The organism is Candidatus Aquicultor sp., assembly GCF_054640775.1.
In genome coordinates, this window is sequence record NZ_JBTSLF010000042.1 from 1 (window position 1) to 17,764 (window position 17,764).

General features: G+C 52.4%; 17 protein-coding genes. 16 read left to right on the forward strand and 1 reads right to left on the reverse strand.

Annotated elements, in window-relative coordinates:
* Nucleotides 1-148: 148 nt before the first annotated feature.
* Nucleotides 149-1,018: an MBL fold metallo-hydrolase gene (locus ACYC56_RS05270; RefSeq protein WP_461373132.1), complete on the forward strand. Its 870-nt coding sequence runs from the start codon at nucleotides 149-151 to the stop codon at nucleotides 1,016-1,018.
* Nucleotides 1,019-1,171: 153 nt separating this feature from the next.
* Here ACYC56_RS05270 and ACYC56_RS05275 read toward each other — a convergent pair whose 3' ends face one another.
* Complete coding sequence (locus tag ACYC56_RS05275) at nucleotides 1,172-3,685, reverse strand: ATP-dependent Clp protease ATP-binding subunit (RefSeq protein WP_461373147.1); 2,514 nt, start codon at nucleotides 3,683-3,685, stop codon at nucleotides 1,172-1,174.
* 468 nt (nucleotides 3,686-4,153) lie between these two features.
* Between ACYC56_RS05275 and ACYC56_RS05280 the strand changes: the two genes are divergently transcribed.
* From ACYC56_RS05280 to ACYC56_RS05350, 15 genes are all read left to right on the forward strand, one after another.
* On the forward strand, nucleotides 4,154-5,284 hold the full coding sequence (locus ACYC56_RS05280; RefSeq protein WP_461373133.1) for a Nif3-like dinuclear metal center hexameric protein: 1,131 nt from the start codon (nucleotides 4,154-4,156) through the stop codon (nucleotides 5,282-5,284).
* Nucleotides 5,285-5,309: 25 nt separating this feature from the next.
* Nucleotides 5,310-6,017 carry a zinc ribbon domain-containing protein gene (locus tag ACYC56_RS05285; protein WP_461373134.1) on the forward strand — a complete coding sequence of 236 codons (708 nt, stop codon included), beginning with the start codon at nucleotides 5,310-5,312 and terminating at the stop codon, nucleotides 6,015-6,017.
* An 87-nt stretch (nucleotides 6,018-6,104) separates the two neighbouring features.
* A complete protein-coding gene (locus ACYC56_RS05290; RefSeq protein ID WP_461373148.1) occupies nucleotides 6,105-6,581 on the forward strand; it encodes a ribonuclease HI family protein in 477 nt (158 codons plus the stop codon).
* Between the two features lie 118 nt (nucleotides 6,582-6,699).
* Nucleotides 6,700-7,263: a hypothetical protein gene (locus ACYC56_RS05295; RefSeq protein ID WP_461373135.1), complete on the forward strand. Its 564-nt coding sequence runs from the start codon at nucleotides 6,700-6,702 to the stop codon at nucleotides 7,261-7,263.
* A gap of 575 nt (nucleotides 7,264-7,838) precedes the next feature.
* Nucleotides 7,839-9,284, forward strand: a complete 1,446-nt coding sequence (locus tag ACYC56_RS05300; RefSeq protein ID WP_461373136.1) for a menaquinone biosynthesis decarboxylase — start codon at nucleotides 7,839-7,841, stop codon at nucleotides 9,282-9,284.
* The gene (locus ACYC56_RS05305; protein WP_461373137.1) at nucleotides 9,277-10,149 is read left to right on the forward strand and encodes a UbiA-like polyprenyltransferase; all 873 of its coding nucleotides are present in this window, start codon (nucleotides 9,277-9,279) and stop codon (nucleotides 10,147-10,149) included. Before ACYC56_RS05300 ends, ACYC56_RS05305 begins: the two co-directional genes overlap by 8 nt.
* A 1-nt stretch (nucleotide 10,150) precedes the next feature.
* Nucleotides 10,151-10,762 (forward strand): UbiX family flavin prenyltransferase, encoded by a 612-nt coding sequence (locus ACYC56_RS05310; RefSeq protein WP_461373138.1) that lies wholly within the window; start codon nucleotides 10,151-10,153, stop codon nucleotides 10,760-10,762.
* A 36-nt stretch (nucleotides 10,763-10,798) separates the two neighbouring features.
* Nucleotides 10,799-11,893, forward strand: coding sequence for an aminofutalosine synthase MqnE (gene mqnE, locus ACYC56_RS05315; protein ID WP_461373139.1), 1,095 nt, complete (start codon nucleotides 10,799-10,801; stop codon nucleotides 11,891-11,893).
* 65 nt (nucleotides 11,894-11,958) lie between these two features.
* Nucleotides 11,959-12,789, forward strand: coding sequence for a menaquinone biosynthetic enzyme MqnA/MqnD family protein (locus ACYC56_RS05320; RefSeq protein WP_461373140.1), 831 nt, complete (start codon nucleotides 11,959-11,961; stop codon nucleotides 12,787-12,789).
* A 4-nt stretch (nucleotides 12,790-12,793) separates the two neighbouring features.
* On the forward strand, nucleotides 12,794-13,867 hold the full coding sequence (mqnC, locus tag ACYC56_RS05325; RefSeq protein WP_461373141.1) for a cyclic dehypoxanthinyl futalosine synthase: 1,074 nt from the start codon (nucleotides 12,794-12,796) through the stop codon (nucleotides 13,865-13,867).
* Nucleotides 13,864-14,697 carry an MTAP family purine nucleoside phosphorylase gene (locus ACYC56_RS05330; protein ID WP_461373142.1) on the forward strand — a complete coding sequence of 278 codons (834 nt, stop codon included), beginning with the start codon at nucleotides 13,864-13,866 and terminating at the stop codon, nucleotides 14,695-14,697. The genes mqnC and ACYC56_RS05330 overlap by 4 nt, the downstream gene beginning before the upstream one ends.
* Nucleotides 14,698-15,981, forward strand: a complete 1,284-nt coding sequence (locus tag ACYC56_RS05335) for an amidohydrolase family protein (RefSeq protein WP_461373143.1) — start codon at nucleotides 14,698-14,700, stop codon at nucleotides 15,979-15,981.
* Between the two features lie 129 nt (nucleotides 15,982-16,110).
* Nucleotides 16,111-16,782, forward strand: coding sequence for a BON domain-containing protein (locus tag ACYC56_RS05340; RefSeq protein WP_461373144.1), 672 nt, complete (start codon nucleotides 16,111-16,113; stop codon nucleotides 16,780-16,782).
* A gap of 98 nt (nucleotides 16,783-16,880) precedes the next feature.
* Nucleotides 16,881-17,066 carry a glutaredoxin family protein gene (locus ACYC56_RS05345; RefSeq protein ID WP_461373145.1) on the forward strand — a complete coding sequence of 62 codons (186 nt, stop codon included), beginning with the start codon at nucleotides 16,881-16,883 and terminating at the stop codon, nucleotides 17,064-17,066.
* 22 nt (nucleotides 17,067-17,088) lie between these two features.
* On the forward strand, nucleotides 17,089-17,764 hold a 676-nt coding region (locus ACYC56_RS05350), incomplete at its 3' end, for an NAD(P)/FAD-dependent oxidoreductase (protein ID WP_461373146.1).

Here is a 17,764-nt window from a genome sequence, read left to right on the forward strand (position 1 = left end):
CTTAACGTTTTTGGCATGAGCGAATCTGATCTTGCGTTTGGGGTAAAGGTTGCCGATCCATCAACCTATTACAAAGATGTGGTTATGCAGGCCGACATGAATCTTACCTTCTAGAGGACGGTTTCATTCTTTAAGGAGGACTTGAATAATGGCTGAAAAGTTGGAGGCCGTTAAGGCCAGACTCACCATACTGGTTGATAACACAATAATGGAGTTCATCCCGGACAGCGGGATAGTCAAACACCTCTCCGGCCCACAGGGAAACTTTCTTGCAGAGCATGGATTTTCCGCTCTAATTGAGACCGAAGATGCGAAAATTCTAGTGGATACAGGCGTTACCGGGATTGCCATGGAGCACAACCTGGGGCTTTTGGGGTACACGATGGATGATATCGATGTCATCGTCTTCTCGCACGGCCACATCGACCATACGGGCGGACTTGAGAGGGCAAAGGGCAGGATAATCGCCCACCCGGACGCATTTTGCGAAAGATACCTCTCGCCCAAGGAAGGGGTGCAATACGATCTTACCAGCCCTGCGCCCGATCCCACGAAGCACAAGGTAGAGTTTCACACAGAGCCGGTGAAGCTGGCCAGGGGAGTGATGACCACCGGCCAGGTGCCAAGAAAGCACGAGTGGGAGGAGGTCAAGGTCTTCAAACGCAAAGAGGGCGAGGATTTGATAGAGGACAAGCTTTATGATGACATGGGCATAGTCATCAACACGGCCATGGGTCTGGTGGTGGTCCAGGGCTGCAGTCACTCGGGCATCATCAATACGGTGGAGGCAGCCAAGGAACTCACAGGTGTGGACGAGGTGTACTGCGTGATAGGCGGCCTGCACCTGATCGGCCCGGGCGAGAAGAAAATCGACAGGACGATAGAGGAACTCAAAAGGCTTAACATCAAGAAGGTGCTGCCGATTCACTGCAGTGGATTCGAAGGCATAAAGCAGGTGTCGCTGCAGATGCCGGAGCAATTCGAGTATTGCACCGTGGGTTGCCAGATAGAGTTTTAGGCCAGGGACCTATCCAACCGGGCTAAGTCCGTCGGCCATGCCGCCTGGGCACCGTCCTTAGAAATATCTAGCCTCAGTGTAAACATTAACGGAAAAACAATAAAGGTGGAGCTTGGGGCTCCACCTTTTGGTTGTTCATCTCTATTTATTCAATTACGCTGCGGGTGCGCCGCCGCCTGCGGCTTCTTCGGGGCCGGTTTCTTCGGCCTTTTCGATTGCTTCGGTTTCCGGGGTGGTGGCGGTGGCTACGGCGCCGGGGCGTTTGTGGAAGACGATTTTGCCTTCCTCGACCTCGGCGACCACGACGTCACCTTCGGAAAACTCGCCGCGCAGCAGTTTTGAAGCCAGCGGGTTCTCGATGCGCCGTTGGATCGTCCTGCGCAATGGACGTGCACCGAGAAGCGGGTCGAAGCCCTCTTTTGCGAGCACGTCTTTGGCGTCGTTCGACAGCTCAAGTGCTATCTGCTGCCCTTTAAGCTCGTGCTCGACGCGCAGCATTAAGATATCGACGATCTCCCTGATCTGCACTGAAGTGAGCGGATGGAAGACGATGATCTCGTCGACGCGGTTCAGGAACTCGGGCCTGAAGCTCTTATCGAGAGCGCGCAGAACCTGGTCTTTGACGCCCTCAAACGTCTTTTCTTCCTCTGCCGCAGGCTTGAATCCAAAACTGCGGGACTGCTTGATGAACTCGCCGCCGATGTTCGACGTCATGATGATAACCGTGTTCTTGAAGTTGACCGTACGGCCCTTCGAGTCGGTTATGCGCCCGTCGTCCATGATCTGTAGCAGTACATTTAAAACATCCGGATGGGCCTTTTCGACCTCGTCGAACAGAACCACCGAGTATGGCCGGCGGCGAACCGGCTCTGTTAGCTGTCCGGCCTCTTCATATCCGACATAGCCGGGGGGCGCACCGATCAGCCTGGATACGGTGTGCTTTTCCATGTACTCGGACATATCGATTCTGATCAAGGCCTCTTCTTCTCCGAAGAGGTGCTCGGCCAATGCTCTTGCCAGCTCGGTTTTACCGACGCCGGTCGGGCCAAGGAAGATAAACGAGCCGATTGGGCGCTTCGGGTCTTTTAAGCCCGCGCGTGCCCTTCTGATCGCCTCGGATATGGCGACGATTGCCTCCTCCTGGCCGACGACCCTACTATGAAGGGTCTCCTCCATCTTGAGCAACCTCGACTTTTCTTCCTCGACAAGCTTTTGGGCCGGAACGCCGGTCCAACTTGAGACTATCTCGGCGATGTCCTCGGTCGTGACGGTCGCATCGGCCATGCCTCTGTCGCGTGCCCAATTGCGCTCGACTTTATCAAGCTCTTCCTTGATCTGGCTTTCTTTCTCGCGAAGCTTCATGGCTTTCTCGTAATCTTCGGCCTTGACCGCGGCTTCCTTCTCGCGCTGGATGGCCTCGAGTTTTTCCTCCATGCCCTTTACGTCAACTGGCGGGACGGTTGACTGAAGACGTACTTTGGCTCCAGCCTCATCGATGAGGTCGATGGCCTTGTCGGGCAAGAACCGGTCCGTTATGTACATGTCGGAAAGCTCCGCCGCCGCAAGAATAGCCTCGTCGCTGATCTTTACCCTGTGATGGGCTTCATAGCGGTCGCGCAGGCCTTTAAGGATAGCGATGGTATCCTCGACCGTAGGCTCTCCGACCATGATCGGCTGGAACCTTCTCTCTAAGGCCGGGTCTTTTTCGATATGCTTCCGGTACTCGTCCAGGGTGGTCGCACCGACAACTTGCAGCTCACCCCTGGAAAGCGCGGGTTTGAGCATATTGGACGCATCGATCGCGCCCTCGGCCGCACCTGCGCCAGAAATCATATGAAGCTCGTCAATAAAGACGATGATCTCGCCGCTTCTCTCGCGTAGCTCGTCCATAACGCGTTTCAAACGCTCCTCGAACTCGCCACGGTAGCGGGTGCCCGCGACCATGCCGGCAAGGTCAAGCGACACAACCCTCTTATCCTTGAGGGTATCCGGCACTTCACCGGCTTCTATTTTCTGGGCGAGGCCTTCAGCGATTGCGGTTTTGCCGACGCCGGCTTCACCGATAAGCGCCGGGTTATTTTTAGTACGGCGGCTTAGGATACGGATAATCCGCTCTATTTCTTTTTCGCGGCCGATGACCGGGTCGAGCTTTCCCTCGCGTGCGAGCGTTGTCAAGTCTCGACTGTATTGGTCAAGTGCAGGTGTTTTGCTCCTGCTCGGTACCGCGGCGGCCGCCGGAGGGATCTCACCTTTACCAGCCATGTTCATTACCTCCTGTTTGGCACGGCCGTAATCGATACCGTGTCGTTTTAGCACCTGGGCCGCAATGCCCTCGTCCTCACGGACGAGACCGAGAAGGAGGTGCTCGGAGCCGATAAACTTCTCACCGGCCGAACGCGCTTCTTCTAAAGCAAGCTCCAGGGCCCGTTTGCTGCGCGGACTTAACGGTATCTCTTTTTCGGCGGCGCCTTTACCGCGTCCGATTAAGTCCTCGACTTCCTTTCGCAGGCCGTCGAGGTTGATTCCGAGGTCCATTAATATCCTTGAGCCGATACGCTCACGGCTTAAGCCAAGGATGAGATGCTCTGTTCCGACATAGTCGAAATCGAGTCTGACGGCCTCGTTGGCCGCAAGATTGAGCGCTTCCTGCGCACTTTCAGACAGCATCTCAAGTATGTCTCCACGGCTCTGTTTGAAGAATTCCGGAAACATCTTCGACATGTCGGGAATACCGAATATATCAAAGCCTTCCTCGCCTGCTCCAGGCAGGATTCCCAGCTCATGAGCACATTGCTCGCATATATATTTGACTTCCTTCTTCTCGCCCTTGATCTGCGTGTATGTTACGCCAGCAGGCCTTTCGTTACATCTTTGGCACAGCATGTGTTCAACCTCCTTTTACTACAATAAGCACTTATAAATCTTGACTTATAAAGATTCTTCCCGTTGTCGTAAGTAAAACGAACGGGAAGATGGATAAATCAGATATTGTTCTCAACATAATTATACCAAACTACGCAACAATTATACGTGCGCTAGGTTGGTTGCAGGACAGGCAAGCAAGCGCATCGAACGATGCACTTACGGGCCTTCCGGGGAATTCTCTATTTCGCGAGAAATCTGCTATTATTTACTATGGATGGGGTGATAGAGGTGGCAATTGTAGCGCAAATAGCGGGGCTAGTCGAAGGTATAGCCCCCAGTTACTTAAAGTCTGAGGGCGATAATGTCGGCCTCCAGGTCGGGAGCGCAGGCATGGCGGTTAACAAAGTGCTGGTGACGCTCGAGGTAACCGATGAAGTTTTGCATGAAGCGCGGTCAAAAGGAGCGCAGCTCATATTCTCGCATCACCCACTGATTTTTAACAGTCTCAATAGGGTGTTAGCGGAGGATCATATAGGCGGGTTGACCACCGATTTGATCAGGTCCGGGATTTCGCTGCTGGTGGCCCATACCAATCTCGATAGGGCCAGGGACGGAGTTAGCGATGTGTTGGCCCATGTCCTGGGATTACAGGACATCGAGGTACTGCTCCCAGCCCGGGATATCCATATGTATAAGCTCGTTGTATTCGTCCCAAAAGATAATGTCCATGAGGTTATTGCGGCACTCGGAAATGTCGGCGGCGGGGTAATAGGTGAATACAGCCATTGCACATACAGGGTCGAGGGAACCGGTACGTTTTATCCCATGCTCGGCGCCCACCCCTTTCTGGGAAAATCCGGCGAGCTGAACGAAGTCGATGAAAACAGGCTCGAGATACTCGTCGCACCCGACAGAATCGAGCAGGTTATACAAACGCTGCTTGATGTTCATCCCTACGAGGAAGTGGCGTATGATGTTTATGATGTGACGACTCCCCTACCGGGTGTCGGTTTTGGTAGGGTCGGCAATATGACAAAGACGAGGAAGCTACGCGACTGTGTAGAGAACTGGGCCGATAAACTGGGTACCGACCTCAAAGTCTCCGGCGATATGGATACGGTTGTCAGCCGGGTCGCCGTGTGTGGAGGGAGCGGGGGTGAACTCATCGGGGTTGCGAAGGCATCGGGAGCCGATGTGTACCTGACAGGTGATATCAAATACCACGCGGCCCACGCAGCCCGTGCGGTAGGGCTTGCGATTATCGATGCCGGTCACGCTGAAACGGAGCGTCTCGTTATCCCCGAAATCGCACGGGAATTGCAGAGGTCCATTAACGAGGCGGGTTTAAAGGTCGAGGTTCTGGTATCGGAGATCGATACCAGCCCTTGGAATAGAGATTAATTAAAAACTACTAGAGGGGTTGGCTATGGATGAGTACAAAACCCTGGAAGAACTTCAAAAGATAGATACGCAGCTCGATGCGTTACATTATCGTGAGAAGAACCTGCCTGAGCGCGACCGTTATCAGAAGCTAAGCGACGAAACGAACAGGACGCAGGGGCTTTACCAGGCGATCGAGAAGAAACTTCGTGATGAATCGCAAATTCAAAAGAAGATCGAGGATGAACTCGATACCCTTAATAGGAAAATCGACAAGGAACAGAAGCGCCTCTACAGTGGCACGATCACTAATCCTAAAGAACTCACGAGCGTGCAGCAGGAGCTTACGCATTTGAAGGAGCAGGCTGATGTAAAAGAAACAGAGCTGCTCGAGCAGATAGATGTGGTCGATGGCTTAAAATCGGATGATAGGGCCGTTGAGAAGCGGTTAAACGAGCGCAAGGTGGAAGTAGCTACGGCAAAAGCCGAGATGGACGCTACCCTAGCCGATATTAAAGGGCAACTGCAAAAGCTGCAGGCCGAGCGAGAGCCGGTCGTTGCCGGGCTAAGCGAGGAAATAAGAGAGCTTTACGGGCGGGTGAGAACAAAGCAGCCGTTGGCGGTGACCGTCCTCGAGGAGGGTCTGTGCCTGGGATGCCGGGTCGAGCTTCCAAGTACCGAAGTCGAGAGAATCGAAGCATCCAAGAAGATCGAGCGGTGCCCGAATTGCAGCAGAATATTGGTGAAGAGATAGGGCCCGAGGAATTACGAATTAATGAAGGCCTAGTGCAAGAAGAGGAGACCGGAGATAGAGAACAAGGATATATCAAGAAAAATCATTATATACAGCGATGGTGCGGCCCGGGGCAATCCTGGACCTGCGGGTGCCGGGGCGCTGATAAAGAACGCAAAGGGAGACGTGCTGGTGGAGGTTTCCGCGTACCTCGGTGAGACAACGAATAACATCGCCGAATATAAGGCGCTTATCCTTGCGCTCGAACAGGCGATTCAATACAAACCCGAAGAAATCGAAATACGCGCCGATAGCGAGCTAATGGTCAAGCAGCTGAACGGCGAGTACAAAGTTAAGAACGAGGGTCTTAAACCTCTGCATGATAGGGTCAAGAAGCTTTTGGCCGGGTGCAGGAGGGCTGAGATCAAGCATATATACCGCAACGAGAACTCTGCCGCCGATGAGCTTGCCAATAAAGCGATCGATGAGTTCGAAAACAGAGAAGAATCTTTACAACGATTATCCGAGCCACAACTACCGCAGAAACAATCGGACGATATGCCGGAGCAGGGAAGTCTGTTTTAAGGGCCGGCGATTACTTAATTAATCGAGCGCAATCTTCATAATTTCTTCATACTTTTTATAACATTTTATGATAAATTAATAATAACTGGCTAATAATGGGTTTACGAGAGGAGCACGTATGGACTTAAAAAGGAAGCTATTAATAGGGTTTCTTGTAGTAGGTGTTGCATTGACCGCTGTTGCGGGGATATCGTTCGCAGCAAGTGGCACCAAAGCAGGCGGCGCTCCGAGCGCTTTAGCTAGCGGGTGTTGCGGGGTCTTTGATAGCCTCAGTGAGACGCTCGGATTGAAGCAGGAGCAGATTATCGAGAAACGTAACAACGGGATAAGCCTGGCTGATATGGCTAAGGAGCGAAACGTATCGCAAGAGGCGATTGTTTCCGCGATTCTTAAAGACAGGAAGAAACTCCTGGATCAGCAAGTAAAAGCGGGACAGATTACCGCGAGTGAGGAAGAAGCTCTTCTTGAAAGAATGAAAACCAGGATTAGCTTAGGTATGAACCATAGGGCCGGTGGCCCTGGGCTTTACGTGCGTGGCGCCAGTAAACCAGATCAGCACGGACCGCGCTCAAGCGCATGCATCCCAGGCGCAGGGTGTGGTGCTAATGGTAGCGGCGGTTCGGGTGGAACAGGCACAACTGCTGCACAAAGCGTCAATGCTACCGTGCAGGGTCCATATTAAACTACTCGTTACCTCGGTGTAGTGCAGGATAAGCTATTAAGGCTGAACGGAAATAAATAGGGCGAAATATACTAATGTTAGTGGAGGTCGATTGTAACATTCGACCTCCACTGTTTTTTTGGCTGATTATGCTACGCATGCGACCCGATAGAGAGAGGGAAGTATTTGCAAAAGAAAAGGCCGCTGGTTTGCGGCCTGCTAAAAAGCAAAATAAAGAACCCCAAGAAACCTTCCTGAGCCACTCGCTACTCACGATTTCCCGTTTCGTCTTCTTGGCGACACTTACACATTTTGGCCTTACGACCACCCTCTATAGTGTCCACCTCGAAACCGCACCTGGTACGTCGCTTTCCCCGAGTGTCCTCGCGTCCAGCCCCTTGGGGTCTATTCCTAATATATCAAATACGTTAAGCCGTGTCAACAAAATATATTAAATAATTCAAGAAATAATTTTGGAGTACTGACGGTTCTATTATTCCACGTCAAATTCTTGACAATACCCCAAGCGTAAATTGCAACTTTAGCTACGTAAACGCTATAATTCATTTTAGCGAATCGAAAGGTGGCTAATATGCGTGGCATTTAATGACCTCAGAGATTTTATAAAGTTTCTTGAATCAAAAGGCGAGCTTAAACGGATCAAAGCTGAAGTCGACCCGGTTCTGGAAGTTACCGAGATTACTGATAGGGTGAGCAAGAGCTATGGGCCCGCCTTGCTTTTTGAAAACCCTAAGGGTTCGAAGATGCCGATCCTTATGAATGCATTCGGATCGTATGAGCGTATGAGCTGGGCTCTTGGCGCGAATCACCTGGATGAGATCCCGCAGAACCTTGCAGGGCTTTTACCCGATGGCGAGCCGAGTACCTTTTGGCAAAAACTCGGCACGCTGATGAAACTTAAAAACATCGCCGACTATAAGCCAAGGGAAGTCAAAAACGCCCCGTGTCAGGAAGTAGTACTGACGGATGATTTTTCTCTCGAGGATATCCCGGTTTTGAAGTGCTGGCCGCAGGATGGGGGAAAGTTTATCACGCTTCCCCTGATTATTACTAAAGACCCGGAAAGCGGAAGGCAAAATCTCGGGATGTACCGGATGCAGGTCTTTGACGCAAAAACGACCGGTATGCACTGGCACGCGCACCATGATGGGGCGCACAACTACCGTAAGCACCAGGAAGAGAGCCGGCCGATCGAGATTGCGGTGGCGCTTGGCGGGGACCCTGCCACGATTTATTCTGCAACCGCCCCACTGCCGCCAAATGTCGAGGAGTTGTTCTTTGCAGGGATGATCCGCAAGCAGGCGGTCGATGTCGTAAAGGCGAAAACGGTCGATTTGATGGTGCCGGCGAACGCGGAGATAATCCTCGAAGGCTATGTCGACCCGGAGGAGACAAGGTGGGAAGGCCCGTTCGGCGACCATACCGGCTATTACTCGCTGGCCGATTACTACCCCGTGTTTCACGTCAAATGCATAACCATGCGAAAGAACCCCATCTATCCCGCGACTATCGTCGGCAAACCTCCGATGGAGGACTGTTATATGGGCAAAGCCACCGAGCGGATATTTTTACCGGTCTTAAAGACGGCGCTGCCCGAGATAGAGGATTTAAACCTTCCGCTGGAAGGAGTTTTCCATAATTGCGCTATCGTCTCGATAAAGAAGAGCTACCCGGCTCACGCATATAAGGTCATGAGCGCGTTGTGGGGGCTCGGGCAGATGATGTTCACTAAAATGATAATAATCGTCGACCACTCGGTTGATGCTCAAAATATGTCAGAAGTTCTCTGGAAAGTATTTAACAACGTTGACCCAGCTCGTGATATTATGGTCGTTAAAGGCCCGCTAGATGCGCTGGATCACTCATCGAATATGCCGAAATACGGCTCGAAGATGGGAATCGACGCCACCAAGAAGTGGCCCGAGGAGGGGCATACCCGGGAATGGCCGGATGACATAGAAATGGATGAGGTGACAAAGCGCCTCGTCGATAGCAAATGGAAGGAATTAGGCCTTGGGTAAGTTTAAGACCATCCTTGAGATGATAAAGTTTGAGCACACGATATTTGCGCTGCCCTTTGCATACATGGGCATGATGCTTGCTGCAAACGGTATGCCGAGCCTCAAACAGATCATCTGGATTACGGTCGCGATGATAGGGGCGAGAAGCTTTTCGATGGCGATGAATCGCTATATCGATCGCGACATCGATGCCCGTAACCCGCGCACGAAAGACCGGGCGATCCCGGCGGGTAAACTGACATCGCGGTACGTGCTTCTCTTTAGCATTGGTAGCCTTGCGGTGTTTTTTGTCGCCACGTACCAGTTGGCCCCTCTCGCAAGGGTCGTATGGCCCGCAGTTGTATTCCCGCTGATTATTTACTCCTATACTAAGCGTTTTACCTGGTTAAATCATGTCGTTCTCGGCATCAGCCTCGGCCTTGCCCCTATCGGCGCCTGGATTGCGATAACAAACGGCTTGAGCTGGCCGGTTGTTATTCTCGGGGGCGCGGTTATGTTGTGGTCTGCGGGTTTCGACATTATCTATGCCTGCCAGGATATCGACGTCGACCAACGCGACAAGCTCTTCTCGATACCGGCGGTGTTCGGGGTAAAAAGAGCGCTGCTCGTTACCAGGATGTTCCATGTACTTACCGTTGGCCTGTTGTTTACAGTCGGCGTGGCCTTTAAGATGGGAGCAATCTATTACTTCGGTGTGATGATCACGGCGCTGCTTCTAGCCTACGAGAACCGGATGGTGAAGGCGAATGACCTGTCCAGGGTAAACTTGGCGTTCTTTACGGTTAACGGGTTTATCAGCCTGCAAATATTCGCTTTTACGGGACTCGACTTTGCGGCCAGGTACCTGCTTAAGGGGCTGGGCTAGCTTGGACGTTAACCTTGAATACGTAGTTGCCATAACGGGGGCTAGCGGTGCGATTTATGGTAAACGCCTCATCCAGGAACTCCTCAGGCAAGACTACAATGTCTCTCTCATAATATCCAACCCCGGCAAACTAGTTATCGCACATGAGCTGGGGTTTTCATTTAATGAAGACGATGCGGTCGTCGAGATGGCCCAGTGGCTTGAAGCACCCAATACGGCGGCGCGGTTGCGTTACTTCAGAGACGATGATTTAATGGCCCCTATCTGCAGCGGTTCTCATATTACGGGGGGCATGGTGATACTACCTTGCACAATGGCGACGCTGGGGGCGATTGCCGGCGGTCTCTCATCGAGCCTGATCGAGCGCTCTGCGGACGTGGCTTTGAAGGAGTCAAGGCGTCTTGTAATCGTTCCGAGAGAAACGCCGTTTAACCGGATACATCTGAAAAATCTCCTTGAAGTCGAGGAGGCCGGTGCTAAAATAGTGCCCGCAATGCCGGCTTTTTACGACAATCCAAAAACGATAGAAGACATGGTCGACTTCGTTGTGGGCAAAGTCCTCGACCAACTAGGGGTTGAACATACGCTCTTTGAGCGTTGGAAAGGCGAATAAGAGGGTCCCTCGACCCTGAGATAGTGGAGGTATCAAATGGCAACAGTTGCTGACATCGATTTGAAGCAGATAGAGGAGAAGGTAATGTCGGGCGAGCGCCTCTCGAGGGAGGATGGCATCGCTCTTTACGGGATAAACGACATCCTGTTTTTGGGTGCCTTGGCCCGGTATGTTAAAGAGAAAAAGAGCGGAAATCATGCGTACTTTAACGTAAACCGTCACATAAACTTGACCAATGTGTGCGTGAATCAGTGCAAGTTCTGCGCGTTTAAAGCTAAGGAAGGGGACCCGCACGCTTATACGATGACACTTGAAGAGATCATGTCGCGCGCACTCGAAGCCCCGAAGTTGGGGGCGACCGAGTTGCATATCGTAAGCGGCTGCCATCCCGACCTTCCGTTTGATTATTATCTGGAGGCGATAAGCGAGTGCAAGAAGGCGTTGCCCGATGTGCATATCCAGGCCTTTACTGCGGTTGAGATCGATTATTTCGCAAAAATATCGGGACTGACTGCGAGAGGTGTTCTCGAGAAACTAAAAGAGGCGGGCCTGGGGTCGATGCCGGGTGGCGGCGCGGAGATATTTAGCGGCCGTGTCCGCGGACTTACGTGCGAGAACAAGGCAAGCGGCGATCGCTGGCTCGAAGTCATGGGTTTGGCGCATGATCTAGGGTTGCGGTCAAATGCGACCATGCTGTACGGCCATGTCGAGACTTACGAGGAGCGTATCGACCACATGATCAAGCTTCGCGAGCACCAGGACAAAACCGGTGGCTTCCAGAGTTTTATCCCGCTCGCGTTTCATCCCGATAACACCGACCTTACCGGCATAAGGAGAACTACGGCGTTCGATGATATAAAAACTATCGCTATCTCGCGGTTGATGCTCGATAATTTCGACCACGTAAAGGCGTTCTGGATCATGCTCGGTTTGAAAATCGCCCAGCTTGCGCTCGACTTCGGCGCCGACGATATGGACGGCACGGTCGTTGAGGAGAAGATAACGCATATGGCCGGCGCACAAACGGATGAGTCGATCGAAAAAGAAGAGCTTATCCGCCTTATAAAAGACACTGGACGCACGCCTGTTGAAAGAGACACCCTCTACAACATCATTAGAGTGTACGAGTAATTGTACGAATAATACGATTAATATATGACTTACAAGATCAGAGTAAACGATAGGGAGGAATCTCATTGTCTAGGCCTAAAGTCGGTCATATCCAGTTTATAAATTGCCTGCCCCTTTATTACGGCCTGGTGCACAACAATGTCCTTCTCGATGTGGAGTTGATCAAAGGGACACCGACCGAGCTGAATAAAATGCTGCTCGAGGGCAAGCTCGATATCAGCCCGATTTCTTCGATCGAGTATTGTCGCAACTATAAAGACCTTATGCTTTTGCCGAACCTGGCCGTGGCGGCGGACGGTGAGGTCAAGAGCATCCTTTTTGTAAGTAAAGTGCCGATAGAGCAGATGGATGGGCGCACAGTAGCATTGACCAGCTCTTCGGCGACGTCACAGGCGCTCACGCGCATCATCCTGCGGGATAAATACAAGGTGTCGCCGAAATATTTCGTCTGCCCGCCCGACCTCCCTCAGATGATGATGGAGGCGGATGGAGCGCTTCTTATCGGCGACGATGCCCTGCGTGCCTTATATGACCCGCCAAAAGACCTCCATCTTTATGACCTTGGGATGGAGTGGAAAGAGATGACCGGCAGGCGCATGGTGTTCGCGGTCTGGGCGGTTCGCCGGCTTTTTGCGGCCGAGAATCCCGAGCTGGTCGCCGAAGTGCACGGGGCGTTTATGAAATCAATGGAATACAGCATCGATAAAGTGGATGAAATAGCGAAGGCCGCCTCGAGGTGGGAGTCGTTTGATTGCGACTTCATGAAGGCCTATTTCGACAGCCTCAGGTTTGATCTTGACCCTGCCTACCAGCAGGACATGCTTGCCTATGCGACGAGGGCGTATGAACTCGGCTTCATCCAGGAAACCCCGAAGCTGGAATTCGTGGAGGTTTAACACCATGCAGAATTTAAATCAATATGAACTATTAGCCGAAGTGGTGGATGGGCGGCGCCTAACGGATGAGGAGGCGGTGTTTCTTCTCAAAGAGGGAGACCTGCTTGCTATCGGCGCCGCCGCAGATACTGTTCGTAAAAGGCGTTTTCCCGATACGGCAACCTTTATCATCGACCGCAACATCAACTATACTAATATTTGTACCAGCAAATGTCGCTTCTGTGCGTTCTACCGCGACAAAGACGATCCCGAAGCGTATCTGTTGAGCGCCGACCAGGTCTTTAAAAAGATCGAGGAGACGCTTACGCTTGAAGGTACCCAGATCATGCTGCAGGGCGGGCTGCATCCCGATTTGAAAATCGACTATTACGAGGACCTTCTGCGCAACATTAAAGCGCGTTATCCGATTACGATCCACTCGTTCGGCGCCCCCGAGGTGGCGTATATCGCCCAGATCTCTGATGTCACCGTTGACGAGGCGCTCAGGCGTTTGCATGAAGCCGGTTTAGACTCGCTTCCCGGGGCGGGCGCCGAGATTCTGGTCGACCATTATCGCCAGGCGGTCAGCCCCAATAAAATATCCGCCGAGCGTTGGCTTGAAGTAATGGAGCGGGCGCATAATCTTGGGATCGAGAGTACGGCGACGATGATGATGGGCGGCCCGGATAGCATCGAGGACCGCGTCGAGCACATGAGTAAGGTCAGGCGGCTGCAGGATAAAACCGGCGGCTTCAGGGCATTCATATCGTGGGTATACCAGCCCGGATATACCGAACTCGGTGGGAAAATCGTTTCTACACGGGCCTATCTTAAGACGCTTGCCGTATCGAGGCTCTTCTTCGATACTATCGACCATATCCAGGGCTCATGGGTAACCCAGGGAAAAGAGATCGGGCAATTGACGTTGTCGTTTGGCGCCGATGACCTGGGGAGCATTATGATAGAGGAAAACGTCGTTCGCGCAACCGGAGTCGCCTATGCGATGTCCAAGGATGAGATGGTGCGTATGATACAGACGACCGGTAAGCATGCTGCCAGGCGAAATACACTTTACGAACTGATTGAGAGATTTGATTGATGGCCACTATGTTACCATCCGCCGATTACGCGATTATCGGTGGCTCGAGTACATTTTCTATACGGTTTCCGGAGGCGCTGGGTGAGGCGGGCGTGGAAATAGTCGAAGACGGCTTGCTGTTTGAGACGCCGTACGGTGAAAGCCCGCCGTTTAAGCTCTTCAAGGTGGACGATAAACTGGTTCTGACCTGCAAGATGCACGGTTGGCGCCCGGGTGTTTCGAGGGCGGATGCTTCGAGACAGGTGTTCTGGGTATTGAGAGAAGCGGGTGTTAAGAACATCCTTGCCGAGGGCGGTGTTGGGGCGGTAAACCACCTGCTGAACCCGCGAGACATCGTTATCCCAACCGATTATATCGATAATTCCATGCGAAAAGATGTGAGCCTGGGGTCGGATTATTTGCTCGTTATGAGAAAGGCCGTCTGCTCGGATTTGCATAACAATTTGCTTGCGGCATCCCGCGAGTTTGCGATTTCACGGGTGTTTGAACGGGGGATTTATGCGGTGACGGATGGCCGCCACTTTGAAAGCCCCGCTGAAGTCGCGGTATTAAAGCAGTGGGGTGCGGATGTCGTCGGGCAAAGCATGTGCCCGGAAGTCTATCTCGCACGGGAAATCGGCGCGTGCTATGCGGGCGTTTACCTGGTAGTAAATTATGCTGAGGGAATAGTCGAAGATTGGTCGCACGACGAGCTTTCCGAGATATTTTACGGCGAGTCGGAGGCCATCGGTAAAATCATGATCAACGCGATTCGTGCTACTGCAGATACCTCGACCTGCGAGTGTAAGCAATTACGTAAACCGACTCTTCTTAAAGAGGAAACCCCGTAGATGATTTATACGGCCGATACGATCCTGCCTATCTCAAATCCCCCGATTACCGATGGAGCGGTTCTTGTAACCGATGGTCGCATTAGTGCGGTCGGGGTACGAGACAAACTTCTGGCCGCTCACGGGGACGAAGAGATCATCGAATTCGGCGACGCGATTCTCATGCCGGGGTTGGTCAACCTTCACGGGCACCTTGAGTGCTCATCGTTTGATTTTCTCGCCAAGCCAACGCCTTTTTCCGAATGGGTCGGCACCATCATACAGGCCGGCCTCAAGATGCAACGGGATGACTGGTTGTCGGCATCTCGCGCCGGGGTAAAGAAGTACTTCGAGTCGGGCATTACATGCACTGCCGATATCACGAGATCGGGCGTCGGGCTTCAGGCGGTCGCGGAGGCGGGGATGCCGGCGCTCGTGTACCTGGAAGCCGTCGGTATCGACGACCGCAACCTTACCGATGCCGTCGTCGATTTGCTGGAGAGAGTTAAAAGCGCTCAAAGCATCCTCGGGGTAGGCGATATCAAGGTGGGTCTCTCGCCGCACTCGGTATACTCTCTCTCGAAGTCGGCGCTTAAAGTCTGTAACGATATTTCCCTTGAATATGGGCTTCCCTTAAGTATCCATCTTGCCGAGACTCAAGCCGAAGTGGAGCTTATTCGCAGTGGAACGGGTCCTCTTGCGGCTACAATCGGCAAAAGGATGCAGCTTGAAGTTATCCGGCGGGGAGGCGCGGGCTCAACACCGGCGCATTACCTGAACGATCTTGGCTTGGTGCGAGATTCGCTGATAGCGGCGCATGGTGTATGGCTTAGCGATGCGGATATTATGCTCTTGAAAGAGAAGGGTGCTGCGGTGGCAGTCTGCCCGACCTCAAACGAGCTTCTTGGGTCCGGTGAGGCGCCGGTCAAGCAATTCATCGAACACGGCCTGGATTTCGGACTCGGTACCGATAGCCCGGCAAGCAACCCCGATATGGATCTCTTCGTCGAGGCGCGAAAAGCCCGCACGATCCTTCAGAAACAGCTTGATCAGGCAAAACCCCGGGCCGAAGTATCGACATTATCCCCGGAAAGATTGATTGAGATGATTACCCTGGATGCCGCCCGCATGCTCGGCTTTGCAGATGACCTTGGAAGCATCGATACCGGCAAACGCGCCGATTTCATCATCCTGGACTACGACCGGACCACAGCCCTTGACTCTTACATCTATCTGATTGAAAACGCCTCAAAATCCCACATATCCCACACTATCCTCAACGGAGACATGGTCTACAACCGCTAATCGCCGGATCCATTCACCCATCCGCCGATTCACCGACTCACCATCTTTTTATGTTTTTTAAAAGCGCGATTCGGGTAGAAACACCACGTAACCAGGGTTTTTAAAGCAGAAGGGGAGGGTATTGGATACATGACACCAGAAGATCTAGTAAATGATGTCAAGCGTGCGCTGTCGACGGATACGCGAATCGACCAGTCTATGATCCAGATAAGTAGCGAGCAGCCGGGTGTTATTGTCCTCGACGGTCAGGTTGATACCTACAACGAGAAAGTGTTAGCCGAGGAAATCGTCGGTCGGGTAAGGGGCGTTAAAGATGTCGTCAACAACATCAGTGTTACCCCGCCGATCGCAAAAAGTGACGAGGAAATAGCCGAGGACGTGCGGGGAAACCTTAAACGTGATTCCTGGGTCGACTGGAGCAGGATAAGCATCGAGGTCATCGACGGCGTTGTCTTTTTGAGGGGCACAATGATATCGAGAGTGGAGAAGATGGAAGCCGAAAACGATGCGCGCTGGGTTGCCGGTGTTGTTGACGTCGTGAACCATCTCGTGGTAAAACCAGAGATTACAATAGCTGATGCAGAGATCGAACGAGATGTTAGGGCCGCTTTGATCAAAAACACGCGGCTTGATTTGACCGAGATGAATGTCGACGTTACCGAGGGCGTTGTCACCTTGACCGGCGAGGTCCCCAACTTTACACAAAAGAGGATCGCCGAATTCGTCGCATTCTCGGTTCCCGGTGTGGTAGATGTCGTGAACGAACTTCACGTGAGTGGATCGGTTCGACCTGCAGCATAGATGCACGGCCATTGGCAGTTTGCATAAATATGGGAGGTTACTGAATGGCACGAACGGTAAAAGTCTATTCCACTCCGACGTGAGCGTTTTGTTCGTTGGTGAAGAAGTTTCTCACGGATGAAGGTGTTCAATATGAGGAGATCGACCTGGTAGCCGATCCGGCTAGAGTAAGCGAGCTGGTCGAGATATCAGGACAACTTGGGGTTCCGGTTACAGTGATCGGCAATGAGGTGGTCATCGGTTTCGACCGGGGGCGATTGGAGTCGGCGTTAGCCGCTTCGTAACCGGATAGCTGGAGGGTTTGTCTTGCATGATGTAGCGATAATAGGCGCCGGTCCTGCCGGGATGACTGCTGCCGTGTATGCAGCCCGGAAAAAGATGGATGCGCTGGTGCTTACCAATAATATAGGCGGAATGGCCGCGTGGAGTGCGGGGATTGAGAATTATATGGGCTATAATCTTATTCCGGGCGCCGAGCTTATGGCCAAGTTCGAAGACCAGGTCGAGGAATTCGGCATCCCCATCGAATACGAGCAGGTGGATAAGGTAACCAGGGAAGACTCGTTTTTTAACGTTCATATCGTCTCGGGAAAGGTAATTCAGGCGAAGAGCGTTATTATGGCTACCGGCAGGTCACCCCGGCGCTTAAATGTGCCCGGCGAAAAGGAATTCGTCGGCAAGGGTGTGACCTATTGCGCAACATGCGACGCCCCGCTGTTTAAGAATATGGACGTTGCGGTAATCGGCGGAGGAAATTCTGCGCTGGGTGCCGCCGAACAACTCGTTAAAATCGCAAAAACAGTCAATATCGTTTCGATCGCCGGGTGGAGCGCCGACCCAATATTACAGGAGAGGGTACTGCACGCGACAAATGTGGGCATTTATAAGGGATACGATCTTGTCGCAATCGAGGGGCATAATTTTGTGGAAAGCATCAAAATAAAAGCCCGGAAAACAGATGAGCAGATCGAGCTACCCGTGC

Excerpts from the sequence above, each read along its gene's own strand:
- ACYC56_RS05285 (WP_461373134.1), top strand. The coding sequence starts at position 5,310 with ATGGATGAGTACAAAACCCTGGAAGAACTTCAAAAGATAGATACGCAG.
- ACYC56_RS05335 (WP_461373143.1), top strand. The coding sequence starts at position 14,698 with ATGATTTATACGGCCGATACGATCCTGCCTATCTCAAATCCCCCGATT.
- ACYC56_RS05340 (WP_461373144.1), top strand. The coding sequence starts at position 16,111 with ATGACACCAGAAGATCTAGTAAATGATGTCAAGCGTGCGCTGTCGACG.
- ACYC56_RS05270 (WP_461373132.1), top strand. The coding sequence starts at position 149 with ATGGCTGAAAAGTTGGAGGCCGTTAAGGCCAGACTCACCATACTGGTT.
- ACYC56_RS05280 (WP_461373133.1), top strand. The coding sequence starts at position 4,154 with ATGGATGGGGTGATAGAGGTGGCAATTGTAGCGCAAATAGCGGGGCTA.
- ACYC56_RS05295 (WP_461373135.1), top strand. The coding sequence starts at position 6,700 with ATGGACTTAAAAAGGAAGCTATTAATAGGGTTTCTTGTAGTAGGTGTT.
- mqnC (WP_461373141.1), top strand. The coding sequence starts at position 12,794 with ATGCAGAATTTAAATCAATATGAACTATTAGCCGAAGTGGTGGATGGG.
- mqnE (WP_461373139.1), top strand. The coding sequence starts at position 10,799 with ATGGCAACAGTTGCTGACATCGATTTGAAGCAGATAGAGGAGAAGGTA.
- ACYC56_RS05275 (WP_461373147.1), bottom strand. The coding sequence starts at position 3,685 with ATGCTGTCTGAAAGTGCGCAGGAAGCGCTCAATCTTGCGGCCAACGAG.